The following is a 14,984-nucleotide window of genomic DNA, read 5'->3' on the forward strand; positions in this document are numbered from 1 at the left end:
TAAAAGTGAGAGGATGAGCGTACTCATCCTCTTCTTGTAAAGAAAGAGGGGAGAATATGTGCCTGATTTTTCTATATTAACGAATAACATTGATATGTATTTAGAAGGGTTTAAATATACAGTTATGTCTAGTGTAATTGCATTGATAGGTAGTTTTATTTTAGGAGTAATTTTGGCAGTAATGCGTATTGCACCTATTCGCATTTTAAATTGGATAGGATCAGCTTTTGTGGAGTTTGTAAGAAATATTCCACTTGTATTAATTGCATTTATATTCTATTTTGCTTTACCTGTAATAGGAATTACTTTAAATGGTTTTGTAGCAGGAACAGTTACGCTTACGGTATATACGGCAGCTTTTATTGCAGAAGTAATTCGCGCTGGTATTTTATCAGTTGCGAAAGGGCAGATGGAAGCTGCTCGCTCTTCAGGGCTAACGTATGTGCAGGCGATGTATTATGTTGTCTTACCCCAAGCAGTGAAAATTGTAATTCCCCCTTTAGGAAACCAGTTTCTCAATTTAGTTAAAAACTCTTCAATACTTGGAATTATTGCTGGTGCTGATTTAATGTATCAAGGAGATTTAATTTCAACGAAGACGTTTGTTACGTTTGATGTTTATATATTTGTCGGGATGTTTTATTTAATATTAACAATTCCGCTCAGTATGCTAGTGCGTTATTTAGAAAAACGCTTGGCAAAGGAGGCGGTGTAAATGGATTTCAAGGGAGCAATTACAGGAGATCATATTCTATTTTTATTAAAAGGATTACTTATAACATTAGAGGTAGCGCTCATAGCAATTGTACTTAGTTTTATTATTGGAAGTGTAATCGGTATATTGCGCTACACGAAAATACCTGTCGTCTCACAAGTATTAGGAGTTATAGTTGAAGTGATTCGAAACTTACCACTACTGTTAATTATATTTTTTACGTATTTTGCACTTCCAGAAGCAGGTTTGAAATTAGAAATTATAACAGCTGCAATTGTTGCTTTAACAATATTTGAGGCAGCAATGATATCTGAAATTGTTAGAAGTGGTCTATTGTCTATTGAAAAAGGGCAGGTTGAAGCTGCAAGATCTTCGGGATTAACGTATGTTCAAGCGCTTTGGCATATTATTTTGCCACAAGCATTAAGGAGAATGGTTCCGCCGCTTGTCAGTCAATTTATTTCATTGCTGAAGGATACGTCGCTAGCGGTTGTTATATCACTCCCTGAGCTTATGCATAATGCTCAAATTATTAGCGGGCAAAATGTGAATTACATGATTCCGACGTTTATAGTAGTAGCTTGTATGTACTTTATAGTAAATTATAGTTTATCAATTTTATCGAGAAGATTAGAACTCCGTTGACTCTTACAATATATGTAAGGGTTTTTTTCCTTGTTTCTCCTTATTTTCCTCTAAATAGAATCTGAATCTTGCAATAATTCGATTTTTATATTGTTTTATCAGAAAAGTTTTAATTTTATATAGAAAATGTAATCGCTTTCGTGTATATTTTTATTATCAGAAAATTTTAACAGGATATAGGGGTATGGTAGGGGGAGGATTTAGATGCAGCAACCAACGAATGAGAAATTACATCGTACGATGAAGAGTAGACATTTATTTATGATCGCACTTGGTGGTGTAATCGGGACTGGTTTTTTCTTAGGTTCAGGTTACACCATTAATCAGGCTGGACCAGGGGGAGCCATCCTTTCATATTTAGTAGGCGGATTTATTATGTATTTAACAATGCTTTGTCTTGGAGAGTTAACGGTAGCAATGCCAGTTTCAGGATCTTTCCAAAAGTATGCGACGAAGTTTATTGGACCAGGAACGGGTTTTATGATCGGCTGGCTATATTGGCTTGGCTGGGCAGTAACAGTAGGACTAGAATTAACGTCAATCGGTTTAATGATGAAAAGATGGTTTCCAAATGTTGATGTTTGGGTATGGTGCCTTGTATTCGGCGTTATTTTATATGCTTCAAACGCAATTTCGGCGAAAAGTTATGCTGAATTAGAATTTTGGTTCTCTAGTATTAAAGTAATTACAATTCTTGCATTTGTTGTTCTTGGTGGTAGTGCATTATTAGGGTTTATATCATATGACGGAAAAGAAGCAGCACCTCTTTTCTCTAACTTTGTAAGCGATGGTGGACTTTTCCCGAATGGACTAGCTGCCGTATTACTTACAATGATTACAGTTAACTTCTCGTTCCAAGGAACAGAGTTAATCGGAATTGCAGCGGGAGAAAGTGAAAATCCAGAAAAAACAATTCCACGTGCAATCCGTAATACAGTATGGCGCATTATGTTATTCTTCATTTTAACAATGACGATTTTAGTAGGATTAATTTCTTGGAAAGAAGCAGGCGTAATTGAAAGTCCATTCGTAGTCGTATTTGATAAAATTGGTATTCCATACGCAGCTGATATTATGAACTTCGTTATTATTACTGCGTTATTATCTGTAGCGAACTCTGGATTATATGCAGCGACGCGTATACTATGGTCACTTGCAAATGAGGGAATGGCACCAACTTCCTTCCAGAAAGTAAATAAGCGTGGTATTCCAATTACAGCGCTAGTCGTAACGATTGCGGTAGCTGGATTATCTCTATTCACAAGTTTCCTTGCAGAAGATACAGTATACATGTATTTATTATCGATAGCTGGTTTATCGGCTGTTTCAAGTTGGATCATTATTGCTCTATCGCAACTTCGCTTTAGAAGTCAGTATATAAAAGGCGGAGGAAAGTTAGAGGACTTAAAGTATAGAACACCACTATACCCAATTGTCCCAATTTTAGCCTTAATTACAAATAGCATTGTTGTTATTAGTTTAGCGTTTATTCCTGAACAAAGAATGGCGTTATACTGTGGTATTCCATTTATCATTTTCTGCTATATATATTATTATATTAGTAAGAAACGGCAGAAATCGATGAAAGTGGAGATGGAAAAAACAAATGAAACTAACAATCAAACACGATGATATAGAAGCAGATTTATCGTATGGTCAATTAGCGATTGGAAAAGAAAACGGGTATTCACCTTTACAATTACTCATTTCTTCTATCGCAGGATGTAGTGCAATTGTCTTTCGAACAATTTTAGAAAAGAAACGTATTACATATGATACGTTTACAATCGAAACTGAAATTGGTAGAAGTGAAGCTTTATCGAAGCCAGTTGAAAGTGTTCATTTGCACTATAAAATTAAAGCGGAAAACATTACAGAAGAGCAGCTGGACAAGGCGCTGCAACTTGCAGTGAAAAATTGTACGATTGTTCAATCTGTAAAAGATAGTATAAAGGTTACGGAAACAATTGAACTAATAAAATGAAACATAAAAACGTGAGAATACGGCTCTCACGTTTTTATGTTTTTAATAAAGGGAGAAAGTATGATGGAATGTTTAGGTTGTAAATTAGCAAATGAAGAGGAAAAAATATATGAAATATATGAAGATGACTATGTAACATGTTTTTTAGATCATGAACCTTTCTATACAGGACATACTTTAATTGTGCCAAAGCAACATGTTGTAGAAGTAGACGAATTAAATGATGTTGTAGCAAAATCCATTATGGATGCTTCTAAGCTGATTGCAAAAGCGATTAAGGCATTATATAAACCTGACGGAATTACGATTTGTCAAAATGGTGGAATCTTTAATGAACTTACGCACTATCATATGCATGTTGTACCGAGATATAAAGAGCGTTCATTTACTGAGTTTTATACGGTAAAGCCGGGAGAAAAGAAGAGTTATAACTTTGAAGAGACAAAGAATTTGTTAAAAGAAGCGATAGAACAAATACTGCTTACTGAAAAGGCGTAAGAGAGATGTTCTTAATGAAACAGTCAGGGAAATTCGAATAAACAAAAGCCCGATTTCTTAGTTAAAATAGAGAAATTGGGCTTTTGTTTATTCTATTATTAAATTTTATCTATAAAAAGATTTTGCAGTGTCACAAAGTATAGCGCTCATTCGTTATATAGAGTGAGAGGAGGAATTATATGAAAGTTACAAACAACGATTATGAAAAGATGGAAGAGCTATATGAGTTGTATGAACAAAAGATTTATTATGTAGCGTATTCTATTTTAAATAATATTCAGCAGGCTGAAGATTCGGTTCAAGAGACGTTTATTACTCTTTATAAGAACTTGGAAAAGCTCCATAGCTTGAGTACTGAAGAGCTTAAACGCTACATTTTGAGGGTTGCGAAAAACAAGGCGATTGATAGCTACCGGAAAAATAGACGACATGAAACATTTTTAGAAGAATATGAAAGAGAATCAACAGAAACAGTAGATGAAAATATTGAAGAGTGGGAAAAACGTGTAATGTCCGAGTTTCAAATTGATGCATTGTTAAAAGAGTTAAATGAGTCTAATAGACAGGTGTTTAAGTACAAAGTCTTCTATAACTTAACGTATCAAGAAATTTCAAGTGTCATGGGGATAACGGAGGCCAATGTCCGCAAGCAGTTTGAGCGTGCTCGGAAACGAGTCCAAAATATGATAGGAGGTATACAACATGACGAATTCAAAGAACTCCAAAGAAATATATAAACTTGCTGAAAAAATTGCTTTAGATGATTTTGATAAACTCGAAGAACAACATGAATTTTCACATACATATACGCGCAAAAAGAAATTGTTTATGGAAGAAATGAAGCTGAGAGGCGAGCGACCACAGAAAAAGCGTAAAAGACATCGTATGTTAATCGCTGCTGCCTGTTTATTAATTGGTATGCCAACAACCGTTTTTGGTGCAGTAAAAGTTTATAATATGATTGTTAAAAAACAAAATTATGAAGTAAATGTTTCGGTAACAAACAAGGACTCGAAAAAGAGTAATAAGTGGTATAAGTTGAAGATTGGTAAATTGCCAGAAAATATGGAAGCAATTGATGATAGTGCTATGAAATATTCATTTAAAGATAACTACGCAATGGGAGGATTTTCATTCGCTCTTCGGAGGGTAGGGGAAAATACAGATTTTCAAACTCTGTATTCGAAAAGTTACGAAGAAAAAGAGATAAATGGTAGGAAAGCAGTAATTGTCCATAAAGAAACAGGAAACAACAATGTAATGTTCGATAGAAAGGTATTTCTCTTTTTTGAGAAAGAAGGGATTATGTTAGAAAGTTATATTGGATCCGATGTAAACGAAGAACAAATGATGGATGTGTTAGGGAACATTTCACTTGAGCCTACGTCAAAAGAAAAGGCATCACATATAGTAGATTATGATGAAAATCGTTTTAGCAAAGCAGAGGAACCTAAAAAAACTAAGGTTATTCCTTTGAAAAAAGATAGTAAACGACTATTTCATGTAGGGCAAAAGGTTCCAGTAACGATAACGATGGATGATAGCCAAGTTGAATATGTGATAGAAAAAGTTGAAGTATTTGATTCAATCAAAGATTTTAAACAAGAGAATTTTAATGAACTTGGCCTAGAGATATTAAGCAAGAATAAGGCTTTAGATCAGATGGGAAAATTACTATCGTACAGACGAGATGAATATAAATTAGGGAATGGTAAAGATTCAATTGATACATTAGTAGATTCGAAATTAGTTAATGTTAAATTTGTCTATTTAACAACAACAGTGAAAAATATTGGTAAAAAGTCGACAGAAGAAATCTATATGCATCCATCCATAAAACAGCTTAAATTTGAAGGGAATGCATGGAACTACGCTAAAGAAGAGGGAATGGACGCAACGCGTATTATGACGGGTGAAGTTGATTACTTGGAACCTCACGGAGACGGGAAAAGCTTTTATAATATTGGCAGTATCACACCAGGACAAACGGTGAAGGTTAACTTAGGTTATTTTGTAGATGAGGATAAACTAGATTCAATCTTTTTGGATGCTTTCCATTACAGAGGGAATGGTGGCACTGAAAATATGAATGCGGAATATCGTTGGTGGATTGATATTCGTCAATAGTAACAAAGAGACTAAAAAGCTGCTTACATCTAGCAGCTTTTTTCGTCTTCATACATATGTAAAATTTCTTTCGCACGCATACGTAAACCATCTATCAATTCTGTCGGTTCTAAAACTTTTGCATCTTTTCCGAGTCTATAAAATAAAGGGGTAATAAAATTGATTTCACCTTTATCAATTGTTGAATTTATATATCCTGTCCCATCCTCGTTTACTATAACGAATTCCTCAAGATAAGGAACGCTTTTACATTGGCGTACGCCTTCTGTTGTCAGTAAAACATGTAACTGAGTAGGGATGTGTACTACGTTAGAGTTAGAGGCAAACCACTCTTCTAAATTCATGAATGTATCCTCATTTTCTTCCGTTGATAATATGGAAAGAATACGATCGATGCGATACAGTAATACTTTTTTCCTGCCATAGTCATAGGACGGTAAGTACCATAACCCGTCGTGAGCATATACACCAATCGGATGAACATGTTTTGTTTTTATCCCTGATTTAGATTCGTATTGAAAGTGTAAATTTTTATTTTCAATAGCCGCTGTTAACACTTCGTTTAAAAGTGGGGTCTCAATTGTTCTCTTCGGATTCCAAAAGGCGATATAAGAACGTATTTTATCAACTTTCACTTTCGCATCATGTTGTAGGGAGCTATACAGTTTATGTGTAACGGAATTGATTTCTGTGTTAAAAGGTAAGTCGCGATAGTAACTTAAAGATTGAAAAGCAAAAAAGATAGAGACTGCTTCTTCTTCCGTAAATAAAATAGGCGGAATTACTCTATTCGTTAATACTTTATAGCCGCCGTTACGACCTTGTTCTGCGTAAATGGGCAACCCCATATCACTTAAATCTAAAATGTATCTATGAACCGTACGAACGGAAATATTAAATTCATCAGCTATTTCTTGCGCTGTAAATGTTTTTTTCGCAGAAGCAAATATAAGAATATCTAATAAGCGTTTAGCTTTTGACAAATGTATCACCTTTTCTTTTTAACGTGACATAAATTGTCATGTTTTATTGTTAGTATATTGTTTACATCATATGTTATCAAGATGAGATACAAGGAGGAAAAGATATGTCACGTGAAATAGTTTTATTTATAGCGGCGAGTTTAGATGGATATATTGCGAAAGAAAATGATGATTTAGAGTGGTTAATGGAAACGGAAGGAGAGGGAGATAATGGTTATACAGAAATGTACGAAACGATTGATACAATAATTATGGGAAAGAAAACGTACGATTATGTAGTAGAGCATACGGAAACATTCCCGTACTTAGATAAATCATGTTATGTTTTTTCTCGTTCAGAAAAAGGTTCAGACGGAAACGTAGAGTTTGTAAATGAAGATGTAGTGGAGTTTACAAAAAGGTTAAAAGCAAAAGAAGGATCTAAAATATGGATGGTTGGTGGAGGAGAGCTACTGAGAGAATTCTTTAAGAATAATCTAATTGATGAATATGTTGTTACGATTACACCGCATATATTAGGTTCTGGAGTTCCGTTATTTCAAGACAAGAATCCGCAAATTAATTTAACTTTAACGGATACGAAACGTTTTGGGCAATTTGTAAATTTATATTATAAAGTAAAATGATAAAGTGAAACTTTAATCAGTGGGGGTTTTGTTCATCTCCCACTGATTATTAGTTGAACCAATCGGGCTTTTACGGGCAGTTGATCCCCCACCTAACTTCTTTGCTTCCGCTGAATTTTGATGTAGGGGTCTTACTGCCCGTTAATGCGGGATAAAGAAACACGACTACTGATGGTAGTCGTGTTTCTTTATAGATGGCAATGAAATGATAAAGCAAGACCCGTAATCGACTTCGCTCGTTACAGTAATATTTCCGTCGTGTAGTTCTACAATTTCTTTTACGATAGATAGCCCTAAACCAGTTCCGCCTGTAGATCGTGTTCTTGCTTTATCAACTCGATAAAAGCGTTCGAAAATGTGAGGGAGGTCTTCAAGCGGAATACCTTCGCCTTCATCTTCAATTGCAATGGAAATATGTTTATGTTCTTCTGTAACAGAAATGTTTATATGAGAATGCTCTTTTGAATGTCTATAAGCGTTATTTAAAATATTCACAACAACTTGTTCGAATCGTTGTTCATCTAAGTTTACTAGCAGTGTAGGAGGACAAGAGAAAGAAACTTTAATGTACCTTTCTTTATACATGGCGTTTACTTTTTCACATATACGCGTAAGGAAGGTGTGTAAATGCACTTCCTTTACTTGAATAGAAAAGTTATGTTGTTCCATTTGTGCAAGTGAAAATAAATCTTGAACTAAGTTTGTAATGTAATCAGACTCATCTTTTATAATTGATAAATATCGCAAACGTTGTTCAGAAGGGGTGCTTTCTTTTAAAGCAATGTCAGCATAACCTCTTACGTATGTTAACGGTGTTCGTAATTCGTGAGCAACACTTGCTAGAAATTCACTTCGCTCTGTTTTCATATAATGTAGATCATTTGCGAGCGTCTGAATAGATGATGCTAGTTCACCAATTTCATCATTTCGAGTAGTTGTTAATGAAACAGATAAATCACCTTTACTCATTTTTTCAGTGGCATGTTTCATGTGTAACAATGGTTTTGTTAATAATCGAGATAATAGGAAAATTGTGATGACTGTGAGTAGAAACGTGATGGCACCAGCAATAATGAATTGTTTCGTTAATCCATTAACTAACTTTTCAATTGATTCTGTTCCAAGAAACATGTACACATAGCCTTCATGTTTTCCATCTACTACAATGGGGCTAACTGTACATATATAATTAGATGTTTTCCAATGATTTTCTATAATCGCTCCATTATGGTCTGTTCGAGTTTGCATTTTACTAATATGATCGTTTATAGTCGTGTTTATTTCGTTAGATTTAGCTAGTATTTCTTTATTTGCATTTGTAATAACGACAGTTGTTTCAGCTTCAGATTCCATTAATGCTACGTGAGAGATGGTTTGCTCATTGTAATATTTTTCAAGTACATCTCGATGACTATTTCCTCGCTTTAATAAAGCTGTCATTTCTTCATTTACTCTAGTGTTTACAAGACTATAATAGAGCAAAATAAAGAGAACACTTTCAATTAAAAGTGTAACAATTAAAAAATAAAATCCGAATTGAATTGAAATTCGTTTCATCGTTTTGCCCCTTACTGTTCAGTATTAATCCATCGATAACCTACTCCATACACGGTTTTTAAATGATGATCAATAGGGAAATTTGCTTTTCGCAATTTATCACGTAAATTACGAATATGTGAATCGACTGTGCGATCTTCTGTATTTGTGTTTAACCCCCAAATTCGTTCGATGAGCTGATCACGGTTTAATACGTAGTTCACATGGCGTAAAAATAATCCGAGTAAAGAAAATTCAATTGGTGTGAGAAGGAGTTCTTCATTATGGACAGAAACGAAGTGTTTTGTTTCATCCCATACAATACCGTGATATTGGATTTGTTTATGTTCATTTGTACGTCTTAAAACGGCTTCAATTCTTGCGAAAAGTTCTTCTTCATGGAAAGGTTTCGTTACGTAATCATCGGCTCCAATTTTTAATCCTTGAACGACATCTACTGTTTGATCACGAGCTGTAACCATAATAATAGGAATGTTACTAAAAGATCGGATTTTTTTGCACGTTTCCCATCCGTCCATCTTTGGCATCATAATATCGAGTAAAACAAATTTAAAGTTTCGATTTTCTATATGTAAAATAGCTTCTTCTCCTGAAGTCGCACATACGCAGTTATATCCAATTGGTGTAAGATAAAGCGTTAATAATTCAAGCATTCTCGGTTCATCGTCTACGAGCAGTATATCAATCATAGAGAGCCCTCCATATTTATAATTGTTACTTAAAGTGTAATGCAAAATCATGAAGAAATGGTGCAGATTATGATGTGTCTGCATAATTTCTTCAGAATTGCTTGTTATTGTGGAGTTGAAATTACATTTTAGGTAATCATATTGGCTCAAAAATGATTAATACGGAGGCGGTATAGTGAAAAAAATGACCCGAATTTTTGGGATAACAATAATTACAGCAGTTGGTCTTGCTGCATGTGGACAAACGAATACAGACCATAAAAACCATGAATCTACAAAAGAGAAGAAAACAGAGCAAAAGGAAATGAAAATGAATCAGGAGGTAACGGCGCCAAAAGAAATGAACCAAGGTGCATCTAATGATTTATTAACGACAAGTTTAAAAAATGTAACGAGATTAAACACAAACGACCCTTTGCAAATGGCAGTATTAACTTCACAAACGATATGGCCAGCAACTCATAAGGAGAACCAGCCAGGTGCTCTTATTTTAGTACCAGCAAGCGAGTGGCAATTAGGTATTGCGAGTGCAGACCTTATTCATCATCCGAATAACGGGCCGATTTTATTTATAGAAAAAGAAAAGATACCGGAAATGACGTTAAAAGAAATAAAACGATTAAATCCAATCGGAACGAAAGATGGAACACAAATTATGGTGATGGGGGATGTAGGTACTAGCGCGCTTGAGCAATTAAAAGGTTATAAAGTAAAACAAATAAAAGAAACAGATCCAGCTATATTTGCGAAGGATATTGATAAGGAGTATGCCGATATAACAGGAAGCTACCCAAATAGTGTTATTATCGGTTCGTCTGAAGAAGAAGGACGTTTATATACAACACCAGCTGTAAACTGGATTTCTCATATGCCAGAACCGCTTTTATATACAGAAAAAGATAAGGTGCCAGAAGCGACAATAGAGGCATTAAAAATGAGAAAAGATAAAGCAAATATATATGTATTAGGGCCAGAAAAAATTGTTTCAAAAGAAGTAGAAAAAGAGCTAAGCAAATACGGGAAAGTAACGCGTATTAGTGGAGAGACCCCTACAGAAAACTCGATTGCGTTCGCTAAGTTTAAAGATGAAAAAACAAAATTTGGCTGGGGATTCACAAAACCTGGTCACGGTTTATCATTTGTTTCAAGCAAAACACCAGATTTAGCAGTTGCTGGGGCACCTTTTTCACATATGGGTAAACACGCACCTGTTGTATTGTTAGAAGAAGGTAAAGCTTCACAACCAGTGTATGACTTCCTTGCAAGCATTCAGCCGAAGTTTAAAGATGATCCAACACTTGGACCATATAATCACGGTTTCTTATCAGGAAGTACGAGTGATATTTCATTTGAAACACAAGGAATACTAGATGAGAGGTTAGAAATTGTTCAGGAAAGTGGTCAAGGACACGGTGGACATTAATGAAATGAGAAAAGATGCTACTGATATAGCGTCTTTTTTTATTTTCCTCGACAAAATATGACAAAAAAGTTGTAACTGTTTCTGTTATGATAGTTTCGAAAATCTTACATTTTACATAATCGGAGGAAAAAGAATGTATAAAAAATTGGGTACTATTGCTTTAACAGGTGCACTTACTTTTAGTTTATCTGCTTGTGGTGAAACTGAAGTTAAAGAAGTGAGTAAAAACGATGCTCCTAAACAGGCTGAAAAGAAAGATAAAAAGGAAAAAGCTGAAAGCAAGATTTATAAAATTGGAGATACTGTAGAAGTTAATGGTCTACAACTTACTTTCAGTTCAGCTAAATTCGTTGAGCCTAACGAATACATAAAAGCTGAAAAAGGGAAAGTACTAGAAATCGCTTTTAACGCTAAAAATAATGGCAAAAAAGATATATATTTTGGAACTTCTGAATTAAAAATTGCTGATACTAACGGCAACCAATTTAAAGAGTACTTTGGTGTGGAAAATACGTTTATAAATGAAAATATTGCGCCAGGTAACCAAATTACAAACAAAATGTTATTTGATGTACCAGAAGGCGATAAGTTTGTTGGTACATTTAAACCTACATTTACATTTGACGAGAAATCAGTGAAATTTGAATTTGAAGTTGCTAAATAAGGAGAGATTGAAATGAAAAGAACAGCTGAATTTGTATTAGGTCTTATTGGAGGTATTTTTGGTATTATTTGTGCATTTGTTGCTTTATTGATCGGCGGTATGGGAGCTGCTTTTGAAGCTGATGGAGCAAATACTGTTATTGGTTTAGGTTGGGGAGCTGTGGCTCTATCAATCTTAGGAATTGTTGGATCTGTTATGGTAAGAAGTAAAGCGAAGGTTGGCGGTATTATGATGACTGTGGCTGCTATCGGTGGATTTATTTGTATTTCTATAATTTACTTATTACCAGGCGTATTACTATTAATCGGTGGGTTAATGGGTATATTCCGTAAGGATAAAGCAACTGTATCTGCATAAAATGAGCACTCGAAAGAGTGCTCTTACTATTTTCATTAAATTAGTATAAACTCCTCTAACCCTAAACTATCCAAACTAAACCTCATATATGAAGTGGAAATATCTATAGAACTTTAAATGAATTGCCTTGGTAGCTAATATCTTGATCCGTGGATTATTCAATTAAATGAACTAAATTACATGTGCATTTTTCATCCATCCAAACAAAGTTCTCTTCATTTGACATACTGTAGAATCCGAAATCATTGTACGTTAAATCAACAATAGGTGATAGTATATGTAAAGTTTCCTAAAAAAGAAGCTACGAAGGTAACATCATTTTTAGGAAACTTTTACATAGCACAAAATCTTCTACTCGTTATATAATAACCTTCGTGCAGTCGGCATGATTTTCTTACGGAGAAAATCAAATGATAAAGGAGTAGAGGAGTGGTATTTTGTTTCAAACGATAAAAAATGACTGGTTTTCTAATGTGAGAGGGGACGTGTTATCAGGAATTGTCGTTGCTTTAGCATTAATTCCTGAAGCGATAGCTTTCTCCGTTATTGCAGGCGTGGATCCGACCGTTGGGTTATACGCAGCCTTTTGTATTGCGGTTACCATTTCATTTGTTGGCGGAAGAACTGGGATGATTTCAGCTGCAACAGGTGCAATGGCATTATTAATGGTAACGCTCGTTAAAGGTCACGGTTTGCAATATTTATTTGCTACAACAATATTAACAGGTATTGTCCAAATTATTTTTGGCGTGTTCAAACTGAGTTCATTTATGAAGTTTGTCCCTAAGTCAGTTATGAGTGGTTTTTTAAATGCCCTTGGAATTTTAGTTTTTACAGCGCAATTACCGCATTTTAAAAATGCAAATTGGCAAATGTATGCACTTGTCGCATTAGGTCTTGTAATTATATATGTATTTCCACGTATTACGACGGCTGTTCCGTCTACACTTATTTCCATTATTATTGTGACAAGTATTGCACTTATGAGCGGATTACAGTTGAAAACAGTAGGGGATATGGGAAGCTTGCCGAAAGAATTACCGTTCTTTAGTATTCCTGACGTGCCTTTTACACTTGAGACATTAGGGATTATTTTACCTTATGCAGTTATGCTTGCAATTATCGGTTTACTAGAATCATTATTAACAGCTTCAGTTTTAGATGATATGACGCATACGGAAAGTAATAAGCATAAAGAGGCACGCGGACAAGGGATCGCAAACATTGTTGCTGGTTTCTTCGGAGGAATGGCAGGTTGTGCAATGATTGGTCAATCTGTTATTAATATTAAATCAGGTGGACGAGGTCGCCTATCAACATTTGTAGCGGGCGGATTTTTAATCGTATTACTATTCGTTTTAGGAGATTATGTCGTTCATATTCCGATGGCAGCTTTAGTTGCAGTTATGATTATGGTTTCAATCGGAACGTTTGATTGGAACTCTGTAGCAACGATTCATAAAGTGCCAAAAGGGAACGCATTCGTCATGATCGTAACAGTCGTGGTCGTTCTTATCACTCATAATTTGGGATTAGGTGTAATTATCGGAACAGTAATTAGTGCGGTTTTATTTGCATTCAATATGGCAAAGATTCACGTGAAACATTTATATATTGAAAATAAGAAAATATACGAAATTCACGGTCAACTCTTCTTTGCATCTACAGCAGATTTTATAAATGCTTTTTCATTGGATGAAGATATAAAAGAAATCGAAATGAACTTTACTCATGCGCACGTATGGGATGATTCGGCAGTGGCATCAATTGATAAAGTTATTATGAAATATGAACAAAGTGGCGTGAAAGTAAGTATAACAGGATTAAATGAACGTAGCTCAAAACTTGTTGCAAATTTAGCTACTTATAATAAAAGAATTGCTAGTTAAAAGCCTCCTTTTTAGGGGGCTTTATTATATAATACGAGTAGGATAACGAAAAGGGGATTCAGCATATGTACAAACAAATTATATTAGCATGTGACGGTTCTGAACATGCACTTCGAGCAGCGGAACATGCAACATATATTGCAAAATGTAGCGAAGAAACAAATGTTGAAGTTGTGTACGTAGTAGATAATAGAACGGCAAAATCAGATATTATACAAGGTCAAACAGATTTAGAAACAATATCAGCTAGTCGAAAAGATAAATTAAAAGAGATTGAAGGTTTATTAAAGAAAGAGAACATTTCTTATACAATTACGATATTACATGGTGATCCTGGAGATACAATTGTTCAATATGTGAATACAGGAGATATAGATCTTGTCATTGCTGGAAGTAGAGGGCTCAATACACTGCAAGAAATGGTGCTGGGAAGTGTAAGTCATAAAATAGCAAAGCGTGTGAAATGTCCAGTGATGATTGTAAAATGAAATAGAATGTAACGAAGACCTTAGTATAACTGAGGTCTTTTTTTATGTATAAATGACTCTTATTTGTGGAAATACTAGATATATAAGTTGAAAAGATGTTAACTTACAAATTTGTAAGTTAGTTGTTAGAGAAATCGATGTTATGAAATTTTTCCCATTGGTAAAATAAAAGTATCAAAGGGGAGATAGGGAGGATGGAAGTAATGAAATCATTTCAAAATTTGTCATATAGCCAAGGTGTCAGTCTTATTTGTTTAGGGGGATTTGCTGCATCTGTTACGTTAGCCGTTTTAATAAAGGTGTTTCATCAAATTTTTTAATCTTATAGTAGGGAAGGAA

At 34.6% G+C, this 14,984-nt stretch carries 17 protein-coding genes; 14 read left to right on the plus strand and 3 right to left on the minus strand.

Annotation, left to right across the window (positions count from 1 at the left end):
• The first annotated feature begins 58 nt into the window (after positions 1 to 58).
• The 7 genes from ACS2QP_RS12740 to ACS2QP_RS12770 all read left to right on the plus strand — a co-directional run bounded on the left by ACS2QP_RS12740 (position 59) and on the right by ACS2QP_RS12770 (position 5,969).
• Complete coding sequence (locus tag ACS2QP_RS12740; RefSeq protein WP_001112667.1) at positions 59 to 715, plus strand: amino acid ABC transporter permease; 657 nt, start codon at positions 59 to 61, stop codon at positions 713 to 715.
• Positions 716 to 1,360, plus strand: a complete 645-nt coding sequence (locus ACS2QP_RS12745) for an amino acid ABC transporter permease (RefSeq protein WP_000345960.1) — start codon at positions 716 to 718, stop codon at positions 1,358 to 1,360.
• Between the two features lie 204 nt (positions 1,361 to 1,564).
• Positions 1,565 to 2,992 carry an amino acid permease gene (locus ACS2QP_RS12750; RefSeq protein WP_332285113.1) on the plus strand — a complete coding sequence of 476 codons (1,428 nt, stop codon included), beginning with the start codon at positions 1,565 to 1,567 and terminating at the stop codon, positions 2,990 to 2,992.
• Positions 2,967 to 3,344 carry an OsmC family protein gene (locus tag ACS2QP_RS12755; RefSeq protein ID WP_000778831.1) on the plus strand — a complete coding sequence of 126 codons (378 nt, stop codon included), beginning with the start codon at positions 2,967 to 2,969 and terminating at the stop codon, positions 3,342 to 3,344. The genes ACS2QP_RS12750 and ACS2QP_RS12755 overlap by 26 nt, the downstream gene beginning before the upstream one ends.
• Positions 3,345 to 3,380: 36 nt before the next feature.
• Complete coding sequence (locus ACS2QP_RS12760) at positions 3,381 to 3,842, plus strand: HIT family protein (protein WP_332285112.1); 462 nt, start codon at positions 3,381 to 3,383, stop codon at positions 3,840 to 3,842.
• Between the two features lie 179 nt (positions 3,843 to 4,021).
• On the plus strand, positions 4,022 to 4,579 hold the full coding sequence (locus ACS2QP_RS12765; RefSeq protein ID WP_017673730.1) for an RNA polymerase sigma factor: 558 nt from the start codon (positions 4,022 to 4,024) through the stop codon (positions 4,577 to 4,579).
• On the plus strand, positions 4,545 to 5,969 hold the full coding sequence (locus ACS2QP_RS12770; RefSeq protein WP_438882477.1) for a DUF4367 domain-containing protein: 1,425 nt from the start codon (positions 4,545 to 4,547) through the stop codon (positions 5,967 to 5,969). Before ACS2QP_RS12765 ends, ACS2QP_RS12770 begins: the two co-directional genes overlap by 35 nt.
• Positions 5,970 to 5,998: 29 nt before the next feature.
• Here ACS2QP_RS12770 and ACS2QP_RS12775 read toward each other — a convergent pair whose 3' ends face one another.
• On the minus strand, positions 5,999 to 6,952 hold the full coding sequence (locus ACS2QP_RS12775; RefSeq protein ID WP_438882478.1) for a helix-turn-helix transcriptional regulator: 954 nt from the start codon (positions 6,950 to 6,952) through the stop codon (positions 5,999 to 6,001).
• Between the two features lie 104 nt (positions 6,953 to 7,056).
• Here ACS2QP_RS12775 and ACS2QP_RS12780 point away from each other — a divergent pair, with 104 nt between their 5' ends.
• Positions 7,057 to 7,578, plus strand: coding sequence for a dihydrofolate reductase family protein (locus ACS2QP_RS12780; RefSeq protein WP_103621728.1), 522 nt, complete (start codon positions 7,057 to 7,059; stop codon positions 7,576 to 7,578).
• A 165-nt stretch (positions 7,579 to 7,743) separates the two neighbouring features.
• Here the strand turns inward: ACS2QP_RS12780 and ACS2QP_RS12785 are convergent, their stop codons facing one another.
• Both ACS2QP_RS12785 and ACS2QP_RS12790 read right to left on the minus strand, forming a co-directional pair.
• Positions 7,744 to 9,135 carry a sensor histidine kinase gene (locus ACS2QP_RS12785; protein WP_224201156.1) on the minus strand — a complete coding sequence of 464 codons (1,392 nt, stop codon included), beginning with the start codon at positions 9,133 to 9,135 and terminating at the stop codon, positions 7,744 to 7,746.
• An 11-nt stretch (positions 9,136 to 9,146) separates the two neighbouring features.
• Positions 9,147 to 9,824 (minus strand): response regulator transcription factor, encoded by a 678-nt coding sequence (locus ACS2QP_RS12790; RefSeq protein WP_000565476.1) that lies wholly within the window; start codon positions 9,822 to 9,824, stop codon positions 9,147 to 9,149.
• A 175-nt stretch (positions 9,825 to 9,999) separates the two neighbouring features.
• On the opposite strand from ACS2QP_RS12790, the gene ACS2QP_RS12795 reads away from it, so the two are divergent.
• The 6 genes from ACS2QP_RS12795 to ACS2QP_RS12820 all read left to right on the plus strand — a co-directional run bounded on the left by ACS2QP_RS12795 (position 10,000) and on the right by ACS2QP_RS12820 (position 14,965).
• Positions 10,000 to 11,247, plus strand: a complete 1,248-nt coding sequence (locus tag ACS2QP_RS12795) for a cell wall-binding repeat-containing protein (RefSeq protein ID WP_438882479.1) — start codon at positions 10,000 to 10,002, stop codon at positions 11,245 to 11,247.
• A 133-nt stretch (positions 11,248 to 11,380) separates the two neighbouring features.
• On the plus strand, positions 11,381 to 11,911 hold the full coding sequence (locus ACS2QP_RS12800) for a DUF4352 domain-containing protein (protein WP_438882480.1): 531 nt from the start codon (positions 11,381 to 11,383) through the stop codon (positions 11,909 to 11,911).
• A 12-nt stretch (positions 11,912 to 11,923) separates the two neighbouring features.
• Positions 11,924 to 12,268: a DUF4064 domain-containing protein gene (locus ACS2QP_RS12805; RefSeq protein ID WP_000831286.1), complete on the plus strand. Its 345-nt coding sequence runs from the start codon at positions 11,924 to 11,926 to the stop codon at positions 12,266 to 12,268.
• 437 nt (positions 12,269 to 12,705) lie between these two features.
• A complete protein-coding gene (locus ACS2QP_RS12810; RefSeq protein WP_438882481.1) occupies positions 12,706 to 14,157 on the plus strand; it encodes a SulP family inorganic anion transporter in 1,452 nt (483 codons plus the stop codon).
• 65 nt (positions 14,158 to 14,222) lie between these two features.
• Entirely contained in the window at positions 14,223 to 14,645 is a 423-nt protein-coding gene (locus tag ACS2QP_RS12815) for a universal stress protein (protein ID WP_000277999.1), read from the plus strand.
• 203 nt (positions 14,646 to 14,848) lie between these two features.
• Complete coding sequence (locus tag ACS2QP_RS12820; protein WP_000834733.1) at positions 14,849 to 14,965, plus strand: DUF4027 family protein; 117 nt, start codon at positions 14,849 to 14,851, stop codon at positions 14,963 to 14,965.
• Positions 14,966 to 14,984 lie beyond the last annotated feature (19 nt).

The sequence above is a fragment of the Bacillus cereus group sp. Bce019 genome, assembly GCF_051781745.1.
Classification (GTDB): Bacteria; Bacillota; Bacilli; order Bacillales; family Bacillaceae_G; genus Bacillus_A; species Bacillus_A cereus.

Coding starts and splice junctions, on each gene's coding strand:
- ACS2QP_RS12745 (WP_000345960.1), top strand. CDS start 716: ATGGATTTCAAGGGAGCAATTACAGGAGATCATATTCTATTTTTATTA.
- ACS2QP_RS12750 (WP_332285113.1), top strand. CDS start 1,565: ATGCAGCAACCAACGAATGAGAAATTACATCGTACGATGAAGAGTAGA.
- ACS2QP_RS12755 (WP_000778831.1), top strand. CDS start 2,967: ATGAAACTAACAATCAAACACGATGATATAGAAGCAGATTTATCGTAT.
- ACS2QP_RS12760 (WP_332285112.1), top strand. CDS start 3,381: ATGTTTTTAATAAAGGGAGAAAGTATGATGGAATGTTTAGGTTGTAAA.
- ACS2QP_RS12765 (WP_017673730.1), top strand. CDS start 4,022: ATGAAAGTTACAAACAACGATTATGAAAAGATGGAAGAGCTATATGAG.
- ACS2QP_RS12770 (WP_438882477.1), top strand. CDS start 4,545: ATGACGAATTCAAAGAACTCCAAAGAAATATATAAACTTGCTGAAAAA.
- ACS2QP_RS12780 (WP_103621728.1), top strand. CDS start 7,057: ATGTCACGTGAAATAGTTTTATTTATAGCGGCGAGTTTAGATGGATAT.
- ACS2QP_RS12785 (WP_224201156.1), bottom strand. CDS start 9,135: ATGAAACGAATTTCAATTCAATTCGGATTTTATTTTTTAATTGTTACA.
- ACS2QP_RS12790 (WP_000565476.1), bottom strand. CDS start 9,824: ATGATTGATATACTGCTCGTAGACGATGAACCGAGAATGCTTGAATTA.
- ACS2QP_RS12800 (WP_438882480.1), top strand. CDS start 11,381: ATGTATAAAAAATTGGGTACTATTGCTTTAACAGGTGCACTTACTTTT.
- ACS2QP_RS12805 (WP_000831286.1), top strand. CDS start 11,924: ATGAAAAGAACAGCTGAATTTGTATTAGGTCTTATTGGAGGTATTTTT.
- ACS2QP_RS12815 (WP_000277999.1), top strand. CDS start 14,223: ATGTACAAACAAATTATATTAGCATGTGACGGTTCTGAACATGCACTT.
- ACS2QP_RS12820 (WP_000834733.1), top strand. CDS start 14,849: ATGAAATCATTTCAAAATTTGTCATATAGCCAAGGTGTCAGTCTTATT.